The organism is Roseobacter denitrificans OCh 114 (genome assembly GCF_000014045.1).
Taxonomy (GTDB): domain Bacteria; phylum Pseudomonadota; class Alphaproteobacteria; order Rhodobacterales; family Rhodobacteraceae; genus Roseobacter; species Roseobacter denitrificans.
Genome location: NC_008209.1, coordinates 1,029,236 through 1,046,161, shown reverse-complemented (window position 1 = coordinate 1,046,161; position 16,926 = coordinate 1,029,236). Strand labels below are relative to the sequence as shown.

Annotated in this window: 21 protein-coding genes; 13 read left to right on the top strand and 8 right to left on the bottom strand. The window is 58.4% G+C overall.

The window, feature by feature from the left end:
* Positions 1–71 precede the first annotated feature (71 nt).
* From RD1_RS05030 to RD1_RS20640, 8 genes are all read left to right on the top strand, one after another.
* Positions 72–1,304 (top strand): glycosyltransferase family protein, encoded by a 1,233-nt coding sequence (locus RD1_RS05030; RefSeq protein ID WP_011567374.1) that lies wholly within the window; start codon positions 72–74, stop codon positions 1,302–1,304.
* A complete protein-coding gene (locus tag RD1_RS05025) occupies positions 1,301–2,548 on the top strand; it encodes a glycosyltransferase family 4 protein (RefSeq protein WP_011567373.1) in 1,248 nt (415 codons plus the stop codon). Before RD1_RS05030 ends, RD1_RS05025 begins: the two co-directional genes overlap by 4 nt.
* Positions 2,545–3,621, top strand: a complete 1,077-nt coding sequence (locus RD1_RS05020) for a glycosyltransferase family 4 protein (RefSeq protein ID WP_011567372.1) — start codon at positions 2,545–2,547, stop codon at positions 3,619–3,621. The genes RD1_RS05025 and RD1_RS05020 overlap by 4 nt, the downstream gene beginning before the upstream one ends.
* Entirely contained in the window at positions 3,618–4,202 is a 585-nt protein-coding gene (locus RD1_RS05015) for a histidine phosphatase family protein (protein WP_011567371.1), read from the top strand. Before RD1_RS05020 ends, RD1_RS05015 begins: the two co-directional genes overlap by 4 nt.
* On the top strand, positions 4,199–5,347 hold the full coding sequence (locus RD1_RS05010; RefSeq protein ID WP_011567370.1) for a glycosyltransferase family protein: 1,149 nt from the start codon (positions 4,199–4,201) through the stop codon (positions 5,345–5,347). Before RD1_RS05015 ends, RD1_RS05010 begins: the two co-directional genes overlap by 4 nt.
* Before the next feature lie 71 nt (positions 5,348–5,418).
* The gene (locus RD1_RS05005) at positions 5,419–6,099 is read left to right on the top strand and encodes a polysaccharide deacetylase family protein (RefSeq protein ID WP_245897194.1); all 681 of its coding nucleotides are present in this window, start codon (positions 5,419–5,421) and stop codon (positions 6,097–6,099) included.
* A complete protein-coding gene (locus tag RD1_RS05000; RefSeq protein WP_011567367.1) occupies positions 6,096–6,575 on the top strand; it encodes a class I SAM-dependent methyltransferase in 480 nt (159 codons plus the stop codon). The genes RD1_RS05005 and RD1_RS05000 overlap by 4 nt, the downstream gene beginning before the upstream one ends.
* Positions 6,576–6,801: 226 nt before the next feature.
* Complete coding sequence (locus RD1_RS20640) at positions 6,802–6,918, top strand: entericidin A/B family lipoprotein (protein WP_011567366.1); 117 nt, start codon at positions 6,802–6,804, stop codon at positions 6,916–6,918.
* A gap of 42 nt (positions 6,919–6,960) precedes the next feature.
* Here RD1_RS20640 and RD1_RS04990 read toward each other — a convergent pair whose 3' ends face one another.
* The 4 genes from RD1_RS04990 to lepA all read right to left on the bottom strand — a co-directional run bounded on the left by RD1_RS04990 (position 6,961) and on the right by lepA (position 10,390).
* Positions 6,961–7,275 (bottom strand): TraR/DksA family transcriptional regulator, encoded by a 315-nt coding sequence (locus RD1_RS04990; RefSeq protein ID WP_011567365.1) that lies wholly within the window; start codon positions 7,273–7,275, stop codon positions 6,961–6,963.
* Positions 7,276–7,335: 60 nt separating this feature from the next.
* On the bottom strand, positions 7,336–7,515 hold the full coding sequence (locus RD1_RS04985) for a hypothetical protein (RefSeq protein ID WP_011567364.1): 180 nt from the start codon (positions 7,513–7,515) through the stop codon (positions 7,336–7,338).
* A gap of 333 nt (positions 7,516–7,848) precedes the next feature.
* Positions 7,849–8,484, bottom strand: coding sequence for a hypothetical protein (locus RD1_RS20925; RefSeq protein WP_011567363.1), 636 nt, complete (start codon positions 8,482–8,484; stop codon positions 7,849–7,851).
* 106 nt (positions 8,485–8,590) lie between these two features.
* On the bottom strand, positions 8,591–10,390 hold the full coding sequence (lepA, locus tag RD1_RS04975) for a translation elongation factor 4 (RefSeq protein WP_011567362.1): 1,800 nt from the start codon (positions 10,388–10,390) through the stop codon (positions 8,591–8,593).
* A gap of 132 nt (positions 10,391–10,522) precedes the next feature.
* Here lepA and RD1_RS04970 point away from each other — a divergent pair, with 132 nt between their 5' ends.
* Positions 10,523–11,113 carry a BglII/BstYI family type II restriction endonuclease gene (locus RD1_RS04970; protein ID WP_044032950.1) on the top strand — a complete coding sequence of 197 codons (591 nt, stop codon included), beginning with the start codon at positions 10,523–10,525 and terminating at the stop codon, positions 11,111–11,113.
* Entirely contained in the window at positions 11,113–11,763 is a 651-nt protein-coding gene (locus RD1_RS04965; RefSeq protein WP_011567360.1) for an MT-A70 family methyltransferase, read from the top strand. Before RD1_RS04970 ends, RD1_RS04965 begins: the two co-directional genes overlap by 1 nt.
* A gap of 14 nt (positions 11,764–11,777) precedes the next feature.
* Here RD1_RS04965 and RD1_RS04960 read toward each other — a convergent pair whose 3' ends face one another.
* Entirely contained in the window at positions 11,778–12,071 is a 294-nt protein-coding gene (locus tag RD1_RS04960) for a restriction endonuclease subunit M (protein WP_011567359.1), read from the bottom strand.
* Between the two features lie 190 nt (positions 12,072–12,261).
* Between RD1_RS04960 and RD1_RS04955 the strand changes: the two genes are divergently transcribed.
* A complete protein-coding gene (locus tag RD1_RS04955) occupies positions 12,262–13,347 on the top strand; it encodes a porin (protein ID WP_044032949.1) in 1,086 nt (361 codons plus the stop codon).
* Between the two features lie 71 nt (positions 13,348–13,418).
* Positions 13,419–13,823: a hypothetical protein gene (locus RD1_RS04950; protein WP_245897193.1), complete on the top strand. Its 405-nt coding sequence runs from the start codon at positions 13,419–13,421 to the stop codon at positions 13,821–13,823.
* Positions 13,824–13,827: 4 nt separating this feature from the next.
* Here RD1_RS04950 and RD1_RS04945 read toward each other — a convergent pair whose 3' ends face one another.
* The 3 genes from RD1_RS04945 to RD1_RS04935 are packed head-to-tail and all read right to left on the bottom strand — an operon-like array spanning position 13,828 to position 15,172.
* On the bottom strand, positions 13,828–14,415 hold the full coding sequence (locus RD1_RS04945; RefSeq protein WP_011567356.1) for a GNAT family acetyltransferase: 588 nt from the start codon (positions 14,413–14,415) through the stop codon (positions 13,828–13,830).
* The gene (locus tag RD1_RS04940) at positions 14,405–14,812 is read right to left on the bottom strand and encodes a ketosteroid isomerase-related protein (RefSeq protein ID WP_011567355.1); all 408 of its coding nucleotides are present in this window, start codon (positions 14,810–14,812) and stop codon (positions 14,405–14,407) included. The genes RD1_RS04945 and RD1_RS04940 overlap by 11 nt, the downstream gene beginning before the upstream one ends.
* A gap of 45 nt (positions 14,813–14,857) precedes the next feature.
* Complete coding sequence (locus RD1_RS04935) at positions 14,858–15,172, bottom strand: DUF3775 domain-containing protein (RefSeq protein ID WP_011567354.1); 315 nt, start codon at positions 15,170–15,172, stop codon at positions 14,858–14,860.
* A 185-nt stretch (positions 15,173–15,357) separates the two neighbouring features.
* On the opposite strand from RD1_RS04935, the gene RD1_RS04930 reads away from it, so the two are divergent.
* On the top strand, positions 15,358–16,920 hold the full coding sequence (locus RD1_RS04930) for a peroxidase family protein (RefSeq protein ID WP_011567353.1): 1,563 nt from the start codon (positions 15,358–15,360) through the stop codon (positions 16,918–16,920).
* Positions 16,921–16,926: the final 6 nt, after the last annotated feature.

Sequence of the window (16,926 nt, the reverse complement as noted above, 5' to 3'; positions counted from 1 at the left end):
ATAGACATCCACCCTGCCTTGGCCTCTGACAGCATCACAACACCACGGTCAGACTGCGAGGCCCGCGCGTTATGAATTTTCAGAACCGACCGGCGGGTGGTGCCTCGCGCAACGACCCTGACGTGTGCAACGCAAAACCGCGCGCCAGACGCATCATGCTCTATAGTCATGACACCTTTGGCCTGGGGCACCTGCGCCGCTCGCGCGCACTGGCATCCGCCTTGACCGCAGCGGATGATACGACCTCCGCGATCATTCTGACCGGATCGCCTGTTGCCGGGCGTTTCACATTTCCCGAACGTGTCGATCACGTCCGTTTACCGGGTGTTACCAAGCTGCATGACGGGTCCTATGTGAGCGAAACGCTGGGGCTTGATATCGACAAGACGACATCGCTCAGGTCCGCCCTGATCCAGAGTACGGTTGAACAATACGACCCGGACCTCTTGATCGTTGACAAGGAACCCGCCGGCTTTCGCGGTGAGCTTTTGCCCACGTTGGAATGGTTGGCAGAACGCGGGCAGACCCGGCTCGTGCTGGGGCTGCGCGATGTCTTGGACGAGGCCGACGTGCTCGCCGCTGAATGGGCGCGCAAAGGGGCCATCGAGGCGACCGAGAAATTCTATGATGAAATCTGGGTCTATGGTCCCCGATCCGTCTATGATCCGACCGAAGGTCTGCAACTGTCCCCTGAGACCCGCGCGCGCATGCACTGGACGGGCTATCTGCGCCGCGAAATCACCGATGACGTTGAAACACCTGATACACCTTACGTGCTGATCACGCCGGGGGGTGGCGGTGACGGGGCGGCGCTGGTTGATCTGGTCTTGCAGGCTTATGAACAAGCCCCCGATCTGTCGCCAGATGCGGTGCTGATCTATGGGCCGTTCTTGTCCGGCGACGTGCGCGAGGCGTTCGAACAGCGGGTCGCGCGGCTGAACGGGCGCGTCAGTGCCGTGGGCTTTGACGGGCGCATTGAATCACTTTTTGCGGGCGCGCAGGGTGTCGTCTGCATGGGCGGGTACAACACATTCTGTGAAGTCCTCTCTTTTGACCAGCGGGCGGTCATCGTGCCGCGCACCGTGCCCCGGCTTGAACAATGGATCAGGGCCGCGCGCGCCGAGGAAATCGGACTTGTGCACATGCTGGACGAAAACCGTGACGGTATGACCGCGGATGCCATGATCAAGGCGATCCGTGGGCTGCCAACACAACAAAGGCCATCGCAGGCGGGTGCCGAAGGCTTGCTGGATGGTCTGGACGTCGTTGTTGCACGAACCAAAGCGTTGATGGCACAGAAATGACAACGACGCCCGCACGGCTTGCCGTTCTGGTCAAGGGATGGCCACGCCTGTCCGAGACCTTCATTGCGCAGGAACTTGTCGCGCTGGAAGACGCAGGGCTGACGCTCGAACTCTGGTCCTTGCGCCATCCGACCGATGTGAAAACGCATCCGCTGCATGACCGGCTGAAGGCGCGGGTGAATTACCTGCCCGAATACCTTGAGGATGATCCGCCGCGTGTCCGGCGCGCGCTGTTCAGCGCCAGACGCCTGCCCGGTTTCAAAGACGCCGTGCGCTGCTTTCGTGCGGATTATGCGCGCGATCAAACCGAAAACCGCATCCGCAGGTTTGGTCAGGCCTGCGTCTTGGCGCGCGAATTACCGCCGGGTGTGACCGGCCTCTATGCGCATTTTCTGCACACACCGTCGTCGGTCGCGCGCTATGCCGCGATCCTGACCGGGTTGCCGTGGTCTTTCTCCGCCCACGCCAAGGACATCTGGACCTCACCGGACTGGGAATTGCGCGAAAAACTATCAGCCCAGACATTCGGGGCGCAGTTCGGGGCCACCTGCACCGCCTTTGGTGCGGAGCATTTGCGCAGCCTTGCAGACAGGACCGACCGCGTTGATCTGGTCTATCACGGGCTGGATCTGACGCGCTTTCCTGACGCGCCGCACCGCAAGGCGCGCGCACCGGATGCACCACTGGCCCTTATGTCGGTGGGTCGGCTGGTGGAGAAAAAGGGCTTTGATCGGCTGATCGAGGCGCTCGCCCTTTTGCCGGATACACTTCGTTGGCACTGGACGCATATCGGCGGCGGTACACTCAAGCACCAGATGCAGGATCTGGCCGCTGCAAAAGGCGTGGCAGACCGTATCACATGGCGCGGCGCCTGCGATCAGCCCGAGGTTATCGCAGAAATGCGCACATCCGACCTGTTCGTTTTGCCCAGTCGCATTGCGGCAGATGGCGACCGCGACGGCCTGCCCAATGTCTTGATGGAAGCCGCCAGTCAAAAGCTGCCCATTCTGGCGACCCCTGTTTCTGCCATTCCGGAATTCATTGACACGGGCGTGCATGGCATTCTGGTGGATGATGCCCCGGACAGCCTTGCGCAGGCGATCCGGGATTTTGCCGCGCGGCAAGATGGCGGCCGTGCCTTTGCCGATGCGGCTTACAAAAGGCTGAAAACCGAGTTTCAGATGCAGCCGGGCATCAATCAATTGACCAGACGGTTGCGCACGATGATGCAGGACGCGGCGTGATACCCGCCGCCTTTTACGCACCGATGAAACCACCTGATCACCCTGTGCCCTCAGGGGATCGCGCCATGGCCCGCGCCTTGCTGACCGCATTGCAGATGTGCGACGTCAAGGCAGATGTCGCCTCGCTCCTGCAAACTCGCGACGGGACCGGGGATGCACAGGTACAAGCGGAAAAACAAACGGCGGCTTCGGTTGAAATCGACACGCTGATCCCAAAGGGGCGACAGGCCGGATGGCGGTTCTGGATCACCTATCACAATTATTACAAAGCGCCCGACCTGATCGGGCCAGCCGTCGCGCGGGCGCTGAACATCCCCTATCTGCTGGTTGAGGCAACCCGCGCGCGCAAACGACTGTCAGGGCCCTGGGCCGACTACGCCCAAGCGGCAGAGGCGGCGAGCGATGCGGCCACCGTGATGTTTTATCTGACCGCCCGGGATGAAGAAGCGCTGCGCGACTACGCCGCCACCGGTCAAAAACTGATCCACCTGCGCCCGTTCCTGCCGCGTGAGGATTTACCCCTTGTAGGTCGCAAGGAGCGCAGCATGCTGAGCGTTGGCATGTTCCGAAAGGGCGATAAACTCGCTTCTTACCGCATCATTGCCGACACGCTGGCCAAGCTGCAGACGCCTGACTGGCGCCTCGAAATCGCAGGGGATGGCCCGGTGCGGGCGGAGGTTGAGGCGCTTTTTGCGCCCTTCGGCGACAAGGTGGCGTTGCTTGGCGCCTTGTCCGCACAGGGTTTGCAAGACGCTTATGCGCGCGCGGCGATCCTGTTCTGGCCCGGTGTCAACGAAGCCTTCGGCATGACCTACCTTGAGGCGCAGGCCGCCGGAATGGCCGTCGTGGCGCAGGATCGCCCCGGTGTCCGCGACGTCCTCGCACCGGGTGCGGATTATCCATCGCCCGAGGCTGGCAGCGACGCACTTGCGGCACGGCTTGATATGCTGCTTGAAATGCCGAAACTGACGATGCACCTTGGGGCGGCGGCGCGGGCCCATATCGGGACGCATCATCTGTTGAGCGCGGCCAAAGCCACCCTTGAAACCGCAATTGATGAGATATTGATATGATCAGGCTCGCCCTCATTCGCCACGGCCACACCGCATGGAACCGGGCAGGCCGTATTCAGGGGCGCACGGACATCCCACTGGATCCGGAGGCGCGGGCCGGGCTTGCCACGCGCGTCCTGCCGAAGCCGTGGTGCGATGCGGCGCTTGTGTCCAGCCCCCTGATGCGTGCCGTGGAAACCGCGGAACTGATCAGCGGCAAAACCCCGGTCACGATACCGGCACTGATGGAAATGGACTGGGGTGCGTGGGAAGGAAAGCGCGGGGAGGCGTTGCTGGCCGATCCCGACACCGATTACCGCCATATCGAAGCCTGGGGGTGGGAATATCGCCCCCCCGGCGGAGAAAGCCCGGCAGATGTGAGCGCGCGCCTGACCCCATGGGTCAACCGCCTTGCCACGGACACGGTCGCCGTCTGTCACATCGGGATCATGCGCGTGTTGATGGCCAAGGCCACGGGCTGGAACTTTGACGGTGCCGCCCCTTTCCGCATCAAACGGGACCGCCTGTTTATCCTGAACATCTCTGACGCGGGCTGGACGGTGGCAGGCGATCCCGTTCGTCTTGAGGCGCGCGCCCGGTGAAAGTATTCTTCGTGGTGACACATCTGCTTGGCTCGGGGCATTTGTCGCGCACATTGGTGCTGGCCCGCGCACATCTGAAGGCAGGGCATGAGGTGACACTGATCTCCGGCGGCATGCCCGTGCCTCACCTGTCTCATGACGGTATTACGCTGGTGCAATTGCCCGCCTTGCGGTCCGATGGCGTGAATTTCACCCGCCTGCTTGATGACAAAGGGGATGTCGCGTCTGAAACGCTGATGCGGGATCGTCGCGAAAAGCTGCTGAGCACATTTGAAGAGGCTGCTCCAGATGTGCTTGTCACCGAATTGTTTCCCTTTGGCCGGCGCAGTTTGAGCGATGAGTTTCTGGCACTGCTCAACATGGCCAAGGCACGCAAAAACCCACCGCGCATTTGCTGTTCGATCCGCGATATTCTGGCACCGCCTTCCAAACCCTCCAAGGCTGCACGCGTCCGTGACATCATCACGGAGTTTTACGACGCGATCATTGTGCATTCCGATCCCGATGTGACACCGCTGGCGGCAAGCTGGCCCGTCACCGAAGATATTGCGGAAAAACTCAGATACAGCGGATTTGTCGCAAACCCGCCCGCCCCCATGCACCCAGATGCACCGGGCCAAGGCGAAGTACTCGTCAGCGCTGGCGGGGGGGCCGTTGGCGATGCGCTTTATGCTGCTGCCTTGGGCGCTGCGAAACTGAACGGCGATCTGCATTGGCGTGTTTTGGTTGGTGGTGCGGATGCACCCGCAAAATGCGCGGCACTGAAAGAAGGATGCCCGGCAAATACCACCATCGAACCCGCCCGACCGGATTTTCGCCAGATGCTGCACCGCGCAAAAGCCTCCGTATCTATGTGCGGCTACAACACGGCGCTCGATATCCTGCAGTCCGGAACACCCGCAGTTTTCGTCCCCTTTGATGCGGGCGGCGAGGTGGAGCAATCCCTGCGCGCCTCGGCACTTGCCAAAATGGCGGGCATACGCGTTGTGAACTCTGTGGACCTGCAACCCGAGGCACTTTTGAACACCGTGCATTCTGTCGTGCAAGATCCGCGACGGGGTCCGCAAACGCGGGGCCTTGATGGGGCAAGCCGCACGGCCGAACTGCTCGAAACGCTGGTTGAGGCATCGGGCCATGCAGGTTGACTGGACCCCGCTGCGCCGTGAATTGGCGCGCCACAGGGCCAATGGCATGGCCCTGCGCTTCTGGTGGCGCGATGATGATCGCTACGAAACCAACTGCGGCGCTGGATCAACTTGAAAATACCGCTGACGGGCTGGACGTGCCCGTGCATCTTGCGGTCATCCCGGCATTGGCCGACGCGTCACTGGCGCAACATGTCAAAGGGTCGGATCACCTCGTGCCGATCGTTCATGGCTGGCAGCACAAGAACCATGCCCCGAGCGGCCAGAAAAAAGCGGAATTCGGCGCAGCGCGCAGCGGGGCCATCGCCGAACTCCATCGCGGGCTTGATCAGATGCGGCGGCTTTTTGGGACCGGGCTGGTGGCTGTCTTTGTGCCACCGTGGAACCGGATTGACCAATCCTACCTCGCGCCACTTGCCGATGCAGGCTATGCCGGCCTGTCGACCTTTACGCCACGGCAAACCACCTATGCCGCCGATGGCCTGATGCAGATCAACACCCATATTGATCCCATCAACTGGCGCGGCACGCGCGGCCTCACGGACCCCGCAACGCTCGTGGCACAAACGGTTGAAATGCTTGCCGCGCGCGCGGATGGGCAGACAGATGCGTTTGAACCCTTGGGTTACCTGACGCATCATCTTGTGCATACTGCGGATGTGTGGGACTTCACCCAGCAGTTTTTATCTGAACTTTTGGATGGTGGCGCGCTGCCACAACCCATTGCCCCCTTGCTGGAGAAACACAGATGAGCCGACTGGACTCCATGCGCCGCCGTCTAAGCGCACAGATCGACGGTCTGAACTGGGCCGCTGAGCAGGTGCAGGGCATTGACGGCGATGTGCTGGAACTGGGCTTGGGCAACGGTCGCACCTATGATCACCTGCGCGAGGTCCTGCCCGAGCGGCGCATCTGGGTGATTGACCGGGTGCTGCAACCGCATCCGTCCTGCGTACCCCCTGCGGAAAACTTCCTGCAGGGCGAAGCGGATGATATGCTCGCCACCCTTGCAAAGACGGATGCAAAATGCGCCCTGGCACACTATGATTTCGGCTTTGGCGTCAAGGATCTGGATGTGGCGGAGGGCGCGCGGCTCTCGCCCCTGATCGCAGCACTGATGGTGCCGGGCGGATTAGTGGTCAGCCAGCAACCGCTGGTCGGACTGACACAGATCAGCGGACCGGACACCATTGACCCGGAACGATACCTGTTTTACCGCGCGCCCTGATACCGGCGCATACCTGTTATTGACCTTTCGCGGATCACAATCCGGACGCCGATCCGGAGGCACTGGAACAGTTGAATGAAAGTCCCGAAGCGGTGGATGGCGTGATTTCCTGACCCCATGGGAAAATTTCCGCAGAAAGCGCTGCGGAGATCACTTTTTCGCGTGAACCCGATTCGCGATAGGCTATAGAGGGTTCATTGATGACGAATTCAAAAAGGACTTCCCCATGATCAGAGTTGCTGTTGTACTGAGCCTCATCCTGACACTTGCCGCCTGCGAGACCACCAAAGGCCTTGGCCGCGACGTACAAAACGCGGGCGAAGCGCTCGACGAAGCGATCTAAGAACACCTCGTCGCGCCGGAGTTTTACCTGCGGCGCGCGCTGCTATTTCGCGCAGTTCCGGCAGAGCGCCGCATCCGGCACGGCCATCAGGCGCGCGTCGGAAATCCGGTCGCCGCAGGACAGACATGTGCCATAGGTGCCGTCCTCGATGCGGCTCAGCGCGGCGTCAATGCGCCGGAGTTCGGCGATTTCGACCTGCCCCATGGCTTCGAGAACTTCATCGCCCTGACGTTCAGTGGCGCGGTCTTCCCAGTCTTGCGGCATGGGCGCATCCAGCGCCTGTTCGATGTCGGACAAATCCCCCACGAGAGACGCACGGCGGCTCAAAAGTGTCTGTTTGTGAAACTGAACATCCATGAAAACCCCCTTTCGTGATCCGCGCGCAACACGCGGCGCATCGTTTTGTGCGCGGGCAGGCTACCCTGTGATTTTACCCGCCAGAATATAGGAGGCCGGCGCCGCCAGAACCGCGCCCGCAACCGCCGCCACGACAATCGGCATCGTGCCGGTAAGGCCCGTGGTCAACACAGCAATCACAGCCGTCCCCGCGAAAGTGGTTGCGACGATGGAATAAAGAATGAGAGCAATGCGTAACATCGAGGGTGCCTCCTGTGATAAACTCGCATCGAGACTAACGCAGGTGCCGGGTGTTTGCCTTGATATGAGTCAAGGTTGATGTGTCGGAGTCGGGTGGTTTTTGAAACTGCGACCAAGCTGTCTTGTGTTCGGGTGCAACCTGCGGCGTGCTTCTAGGAATGCGTCGCACCCGCCCCGTGGGGTTGCGTGACACCCGTCCAGGAAACCGTCCAGTGGACAGTTTCAGGTTTTAACGAGCGCAGCACCGGGATCAGGTGCCATAAATCCATAGGATTGGCATTGGTTCTATCTTTTGGCCTTTTCCATACGTTTGAGAAATTGCTTCCCAAACAATCAGATTTCCTCATACCATGCCTCAGGAATCCGAACCTTCATCGTCGATATCAAGCTGTCCAACCGTTCCCACGCAGTTGTTGCCATGTCGTTCGCCTGCTGCGAAAGCCGAAGCAATTCATCGTAACGTTCCTGACACACAATCTCGTAGGGTTTGAAACCAGTCATGAGTTCACCACCAATTCTTTCAGGTGCAGTATGTTGTGCAACAAAAAGACCAAGTTTTTTCAGATCATCGACAAAAACTGCCAACTTTTCGTTGAGTTCGCCATTCTGGAATTCAAAAGCGCCTCGTTCGTAACGATGACATAACTCACTGAGATCATAATAATGGCTGGAGGGGACATACTGAAACAAATCAGTTTCGCAGAGTAAGGAGCGAAAATTGTTTGCATGAAGCTTAATCAAGGTTCGAGCAATTCTGATGTCATTCGTAGTTGCTTGCCGAAGTTGCACTTCCTCACTATCTTTGAACTCCGTAAAAACCCAAGTTATCAGCGTAACGGAAAAGACGAAAATTGCTTCTGGGTTGGAATAAACGGACTTAAAGTCTGATGGCCAAAGTAGCCAACACAATGCCCCGATCGCGGCAAAACCTGTACCAATTCTGGCAAAAGTATGCGTGAGCTTAGTCATCTAAATTGTCCGTGCCTTTCACCCCAACGCCACCGTGCGGGTACGCGCCCTGCTACGCAAAACGCTGCCACCCACCGTCGTTTATCAGCGCGCAAGATAGACGGCTTTAGCCGTCCATCTTGAGAGCACTGATAAACGCTTCCTGTGGAATATCCACTTTCCCAAACTGCCGCATTTTCTTCTTCCCCGCCTTTTGCTTGTCCAGCAGCTTGCGTTTGCGCGTCGCATCCCCACCATAGCATTTGGCGGTCACGTCTTTGCGCATGGCACTCAGCGTCTCGCGGGCGATGACTTTGCCGCCAATCGCCGCCTGAATCGGGATTTTGAACATGTGGCGCGGGATCAGGTCCTTGAGCTTTTCGACCATCGCGCGGCCCCGCCCCTCGGCCCGTTCGCGGTGCACCATGATGGAGAGCGCATCGACCGGTTCGTCGTTCACAAGGATCGACATTTTCACAAGGTTATCCGTGCGATAGCCGATCATCGCATAGTCAAAGGACGCATAGCCCTTGGTCACCGATTTCAGGCGGTCATAAAAATCAAACACCACCTCGTTGAGCGGCAGATCATAGACCACCATCGCGCGGCTGCCCGCATAGGTCAGGTCCTGCTGGATGCCGCGCCGGTCCTGACACAGCTTCAGCACATCGCCGAGGTAGTCGTCGGGTACAAGGATCGTCGCCTTGATCCGCGGCTCCTCCAGATGATCAACCAGCGTCAGGTCGGGCATGTCGGCGGGGTTGTGCAATTCGATCATCGCGCCGTCTTTCATATACACATGGTAGATGACCGAGGGCGCGGTGGTGATCAGTTCGATGTCATATTCACGTTCGATCCGGTCGCGGATGACTTCGAGGTGCAACAACCCCAGAAAGCCACAGCGGAACCCGAACCCAAGGGCGGCGGATGTCTCCATCTCATAGGAAAAGGACGCATCATTCAGCGCCAGTTTCTCGATACTGTCGCGCAACTCCTCGAACTCGGAGCTGTCCACCGGGAACAGACCGCAGAACACCACAGGCTGCGAGGGCTTGAACCCCGGCAGCGCGACCTCGGTGCCTTTTTTCTCATGCGTAATGGTGTCGCCCACACGGGTGTCGCGCACCTGCTTGATGGACGCGGTCAGGAAACCGATCTCGCCCGGGCCCAGTTCGTCGATGGCCGTCATCTCGGGGCGGAAGACGCCGATCCGGTCCACGTTATGGGTCGAGTTGTTGGACAGCATGCGGATGCGGTCGCCCTTTTTCAGCACGCCGTCCATGATGCGCACCAGAACGATCACCCCGAGGTAACTGTCATACCACGAATCCACCAGCATCGCCTTGAGTGGCGCGTCACGGTCCCCCTTGGGCGCGGGCAGGTTCTGCACGATGCTTTCCAGCGTTTCCATGATGCCCTGCCCGGTCTTGGCAGAGACCTGAATTGCACCGGAGGCATCGATGCCGATCACGTCTTCGATCTGTTCGGCGACACGGTCACAATCGGACGCAGGCAGGTCGATCTTGTTGAGCACCGGCACGATTTCATGATCGGCGTCAATGGCGTGATAGACGTTGGCCAGCGTCTGCGCCTCGACGCCCTGGGTGCTGTCCACGACCAGCAGCGATCCCTCGACCGCGCGCATGGAGCGGCTGACCTCATAAGCGAAATCCACATGCCCCGGCGTGTCGATCAGGTTGAGGACATATTCCTCGCCATTCTGCGCGGTGTAATTGATCCGCACGGTCTGCGCCTTGATGGTGATGCCGCGCTCGCGCTCGATGTCCATGCTGTCGAGCATCTGCTCCTTCATATCCCGATCCGCCACTGTATTGGTGGACTGAATGAGCCTGTCGGCCAGCGTGGATTTCCCGTGGTCAATATGCGCCACGATGGAGAAATTGCGGATATGTGAAAGCGGTGTCATGGTAATGGGATATGGTGTGGTTTGGGGGGGCGGTCAAGGTGGATGCGCAACGGGGCTGTACTGATAGAACGTGATTGCAAGAATGGTCACGATGCGCTAGCATCAGCAGGACCAAAACGAGAACGATACAAGATGTTGTATGACCGTCTCCCGGATTTTGTCAGGGAAAATTACTATTGCGGGGAATGGCATCATGCCAGTGCTGTGCTTTTTGGCGACCACCCCGACGAATGGCGTGACTTAATGGACGTATTGACGGATTTCCGACTGAAGAAATCGCACATTACTGTCGGCGGAAAAAACAAATCACAACTTGCGGCAAGCATAGACGAATTTTTAGAAAATCGCGGATGGAAAGAAACGCGTTTTGATACCAAAATTGTCGTTGACAATGTCGAGACAGAAACTCCCACACACAAGATCGACATGTTCAAAAACGGCGTTGCCGTAGAAATTGAGTGGAACAACAAGGACCCGTTCTATGATCGGGACCTGAATAATTTCAGGTTGTTGCATGCCTTGCGTACTGTAAGTGTCGGTGTACTGATTACCCGATCAGACGAACTTCAAGATATTTTTAAGAAACTTGGGCGAGGTTCCTCGTATGGAAATTCGACGACACATATGTCGAAGCTCGTACCACGGATCGAAGGTGGTGGGGCCGGTGGATGCCCGATTTTAACTTTTGGCATCAAACCCAGCCTGTACAGGGAGAATGAATAATGACGAATGCGGCCGATGACATGCTGAAAGAATTGGGAAGCAGTAAGTTTCAGACAATTCTGGCCGATCCTCCGTGGCAGTTTCAAAACCGGACTGGAAAGATGGCCCCAGAGCATAAGCGCCTAGCCCGATATCCGACGATGTCTTTGGACGATATTTGTGACCTGCCGGTTGAGGCAATAGCAGGAGATCCCGCGCATTTGTATTTGTGGGTACCGAATGCGCTTTTGCCTGAGGGGCTCAAAGTAATGGAACACTGGGGCTTCAAGTATAAGAGCAATATTATTTGGTACAAAATTCGCAAGGATGGAGGTCCTGATCGCCGTGGCGTTGGGTTCTACTTCAGAAATGTCACCGAAATTTTACTGTTTGGCGTTCGTGGCAAAAATGCGCGAACACTGGCACCTGGCAGATCACAAGAGAATATAATTTCAACGCAAAAACGAGAACATAGCAGAAAGCCCGACGAACAATACAAGTTGATTGAAGACTGTAGTTTCGGAAACCGGCTGGAACTCTTTGCAAGGGGTCCTCGCGCTGGGTGGACTGTCTGGGGTAATCAGTCCGATCATTATGTGCCCACTTGGAATACTTATGTAAATCACTCCCAAGCAAACGTAGTGCCATTACGCAAAGCCGAGACTGGATAAAGGTTCAAAAGGAGTCACAGCGTTTCGACAAAGGCTTGAGACATCGCACGCTGCATCTCTGCCGCCGCCACATTGCCCGAGCGCAGCACTTCGCCAAAGGCGGCCTCCGCCTCGTCGCCCCATGACCACGTGTCATCAAAGGCTTCGATCTGCGCGGCAGATGAATTTCCCGATGGCCCCTTAAACAGCACGTTGTAGCTGGCGTTCGAGTTAAACGGCGGATCAACGTAAATCAGATCGACGCTTTCATCCGCGATGCTGTCACGCAGCACCGCCAGATTATCGCCGTAATAGAGATGATTTGCCATGTGCTGCGCCCTCATTTTGAGACCACCCTACAGATTGCCAAACGCGGCGCAACTTGTTCAGTACCTCCGCCCCAACCCAAGTCGAAAAAACCTAATGCCCGTGGGCAGCTTTGCTTTTACGTGTCGCGTTTTTCGCGGTAGGGTTGTTTCAGAGCGGCTCCGAATTTCGTTTCTGAAAGGTCTGAACATCATGACAGTCTCCCTCCCTTCCCGTCTTGGCCTTGTGTCTGCCCTTGCCTTGGGTGCGCCGCATATTGCCGCCGCGGACCCGACGTTTGATTTCTATGGGCAGCTTAACTTTGGTGTCTTCAGCGTCGATGACGGGACGGAGGATGAGACGTTCTTTACCGACAACGACAATTCCAACACCCGCGTGGGCGCGATTTACTCGAACAATCTTGCGGGCGGTTCCACGGTCAAGTTCCACTTTGAAACCGCGCTTGGGTTCGCCGGGTCGAGTTCTGCGACCATGGATGACAACGATCTCGACCTCGACATCGCGCGCACGGATCTGCGTAAGCTCGAATTGATCTATGCCACGCCGGGCTTGGGAACGCTCAGTTTCGGGCAGGGCAGCACCGCGTCGGACGGCGTGGCGGAGGCGGATTTTTCAGGCACCTCGGTCATTGCCTATTCCGGCATTTCAGACCTTGCAGGCAGCTTTCAGTACCGGCCCGACGGCGGCGCGCTGTCGGGCATCGCCATTGGCGACACGTTCAAATCCTTTGACGGCTCGCGCCGCTTCCGGCTGCGCTATGACACGCCCTCGTGGAACAACTTCGTCTTTAGCATCTCGGGGGGTGAAGAGGTTCTGGATCGCGACAACGACAGTGAATACTACGATGTTGCGGCCAAATACACGGCTGACTATGGCGACATGAAAGTGGATGGCCGCCTCGGGTACGAGTGGATCAGCGGCGGCGAAGAACTGTTGGTCGGCTCGTTCGCCCTCCTGCACAAGCCCACGGGCGTCAGCCTTGCCCTGTCGGCAGGGGCCGAGCAGGAAGGCGATGCCGAGTATATCTACGCCAAACTGGGGTATCAGCAGGATTGGTTTGCCCTTGGCACCACGGCGTTGTCGCTGGATCTGTTCGAGGGCAATGATTACGCAATCGACGGATCAGACAGTTCATCCGTGGGGATCGCCGCGGTTCAAAAGGTCGATGCCTATAACCTTGAGCTTTATGCCATTTACCGCACCCATGAATTTGACGCCTCGGGCACGGATTTCGATGACATTGATGCAATGGCAGTCGGCGCGCGCTGGAAATTCTGAAACTCGGCATCATGTCCTGCAGCGGGCGCGGATGAATTGCGCCTGCGATGCGGATACGGCATATGGGGGCTATGATGTATTGTAGGACGAAACCATCCTCGCGCGTGCTGCGCCTTGGCCTTGCGGGTGCGCTGATGCTTGGCCTTGCCGCCTGCGGGGGCGGTGGTGCAACGCCGGCGCCAAAAACCCTGACGCCCGTGTCGTTGGAAGGGGCTCAGCGTTTCGCCACGGGACCGATTGGCACGGCGTGCAACATCCACAACCGACGCACGGCGTCACAAGCGCGCTGCGGCTGCGTTCAGGCGGCGGCGAACCTGACACTGACCCAGGCCGAACAACAGCGCAGCGCACGGTTTTTCGCGGAGCCCGAGTTGTTACAGCAGGTCAAACTTTCCGACAGCCCGGCCAGCGAGCGTTTCTGGTATGCCTGGGCCGCTTTTGCACAGACCGCAGAGGTGCTTTGCGCCGATACATGATGCCTCAGAGGCTGCGCCCCCAGAATTGAAGCTGCTTGGGCGTTTCACCGGCATCGCCCAGATCTTTCCAGTTGAATGTCGCCGTGACCCCGGGCAAGGGCGCATACCCGCGCGCGCGCCAGAAACCATCCAGCGGCCGGTAATTGGTCGGTCGCAGGGGATGAGCCGCGGGGCGGATCACTGAGCAAAAGACGCATGTTTCAAAGCCACCCTCCCGCGCCGCCGCCTCGCGCAGGTCAAAGAATGCGTGACCGGCCCCGCGCCCGCGAAACTGCGCAAGAAGGACGCTTTCGGCACAGTAGAAGACCTTCGCGACGTCGAAATCGGTATGCGTAAATGCACTGGCAAACCCATCGGCATGCGCCGTGAGTGGCATCGCGGTCGAGGCCCCGACCAGACGCGCGCCCTCGAAAGCACCGACCAGAACCGTCAACGGATTCTGCGCATAGGGGGCGAGATATTCCGCCTCGTATTCGAGATCGCCCTCATAAAGATAGGGCCAGTCACGAAACACCTCGATGCGCAGGGCGGCAACGGCGGGAATGGCATCCTCAAGCGCGGCGCCCGTCAGCCTGCGGAACTCAAGCGTCATCGGCTCCGGACACCTGAGCGATCCAGTCCGACAGGTTATACCGCGTCGTCACCCGCGAGATTTTCCCGTCGGTGATGTCAAAGAACGACCCCGCGCTCAGCCGATAGGTCTGGCCCTGCGCCTCGGGCAGGCCCGCATCCGTGGCCAGATAGGTCCCGTTCACCACATATTCCGCCGCCGCGCGCCCCTGATCCCTTGCCTCAAGGATCACCATATCGGTCAGGGTTTCATCATAGCAGCGGCTCATATGCGCGCAAAACTCTTCAAAGGCTTCCTTGCCCTCGCGCACGGTGCCTTCATTCACGTGATGCGCGACATCGTCGGTCAGACAGGCCAGCATCCCCGGTATGTCCTTGGCGTTGAAAGCGTCAAAATAGGTTTTTACGACAGCAGGCATAGCCCCCTCCCATTGATCAGAAACACAAGTCAGCCCTGCACAGCGTCAGAGGTTATCCTCGACGTCGGTCACATCAATTCCGAGCAGATCCAGTCCGTTTTCAAGATGCTCCGCAAGGCCCGGAATACCGGACAAGTAGTTTTCGGTTGGTGCCGAGGCTTCGCGGCGGGCCTCTTCTTTGGCATACTCCAGTTCAGAAACATCGAAACTGTCGCGGCCCACCCACATCAAGGCGACGAGACTGGCTTTCTCGTCATCGTTCAGGCCGGAAATGTAATCAGACAAATTCACACTGTCCGGGCCGTATTCACGGGTCAGCAGGATCACCCGCGCAATCTTTCGTGTGCTGATTTCGAGCATGTCGCCACCCCTTCTTCTTTGTCGTCAGCTTCTGTTTTTAGACGATATTGCGCAAGGGCAAAATACGCCCCCGACCATGCCGGAACCGACCGCGCCCGAGGCCCTGTCCGTAAATAAATCTAGAAAAAGGAACCGACATGCGAGATGCTCAACGCATAGTTGCGTCATTTTAAAAGGACCATTTTATGTCACGTATCCCGTATTCCGTTCAGAAATTCCAGTTTTCCATCGCCGAGGCCATCCCGCCGCTGGCGACACTGGTCAACAGGTTCGCCATAAACCGCGTTGTCAAACGCGCCAGAACACGACCGCATCCGCTGAGCACCGAACGCGATTATGTCAGCTGGTCCGGCCTGACGGACAAACGCTGGAGCGCGCGACATCTGCCCCCACAAACCCGGGACAACCTGCCGGAGCCGGAGGTGTTGCAAGAGCTGTTTCGGCGCAGAGAAGGCACGCAACGGCTGTGCCCAAAATCGACCTGTCTGTTTCCGGCCTTTGCGCAATATCTGACCGATGGGTTTATCCGCACGGAGTCCGAACATCTCACCCCTGAGGGGCAAGACCCCAAGCTGCACCTGAAACGCAACACGTCCAACCATGACATCGACATGTGCACGCTCTATGGCCGCACCCCCGCGCAGACGGATGCGCTGCGGCTGAAGTCCAGCGATCCGGGCCTCAAAGGTCGTCTGAAATCCCAGATGATCGGGGATGAGGAATACCCGCCGTTTCTTTACCGCGACGGCGCGCCTGATCCCGATTTCGCGGTGCTGGACCCGCCACTTGGTGGCGCAGATCAAAGCCCTGAGAAACAGGCGAAGCTCTTTGCGGTGGGCGGCGACCGGGTCAATTCCGTGCCACAGGTTGCCATGCTCAACACCCTGTTTCTGCGTGAACATAACCGGCTCGCAGGCGAGATCGAAGCCGCACACCCCGATTGGGATGATGACCGCGTTTTTGAAACGGCACGCAATACGGTCATCGTGATTTTCATCAAGATCATCGTTGAGGATTACATCAACCACATCTCTCCGCTGCCCTTCACGCTGCGCGCGGACCCGTCGGTCGCATGGAATGCGCCATGGAACAAACCCAACTGGATCACCACGGAATTCAGCCTTTTGTACCGCTGGCATGCGCTGATCCCGGATAAGATCAGATGGGGCGATGATCTGCACCCGGTGCACACGACCTTCATGAACAACGATTTGCTGATCCGTCACGGCCTGCTGAAAGGGTTTGCCGGTATTTGCGCCACACAGGCCGCAGAACTGGGGCCGCGCAACACGGCGGAACCTTTGCTGAAGGTTGAATTGGACTCCATCAAACAGGACCGTTTTTGCCAGCTGGCAGGGTTTTCGGACTATTGCAATTACATGAGCCAGAACAGGCCAGTGTCGTTCCGGGCGATCTCCTCTGATCCGGAGGTCAGCGACGCGCTGGCCAGACACTATGACGGGCCGCGCGACGTTGATCTGCACGTCGGCCTGTTTTGCGAGGATCGCGTGCCCAACAGCCCGTTACCAAACCTGATACTGGTCTTCGTCGCGCTGGATGCCTTCAGTCAGGCGCTGACCAACCCGTTGCTGTCACAACATGTCTTCAAGCGCAGTACGTTTTCAGCACCCGGGTGGAGCGCGATCCGACAGACGCAAACCCTGCGCGATGTGCTGGAGCGCAATGTGACGGGCGGTGTGGGCGATACATTTATCGCGATGACGCGCAAGGAATGGGTGCCAGAGTGAAACCGC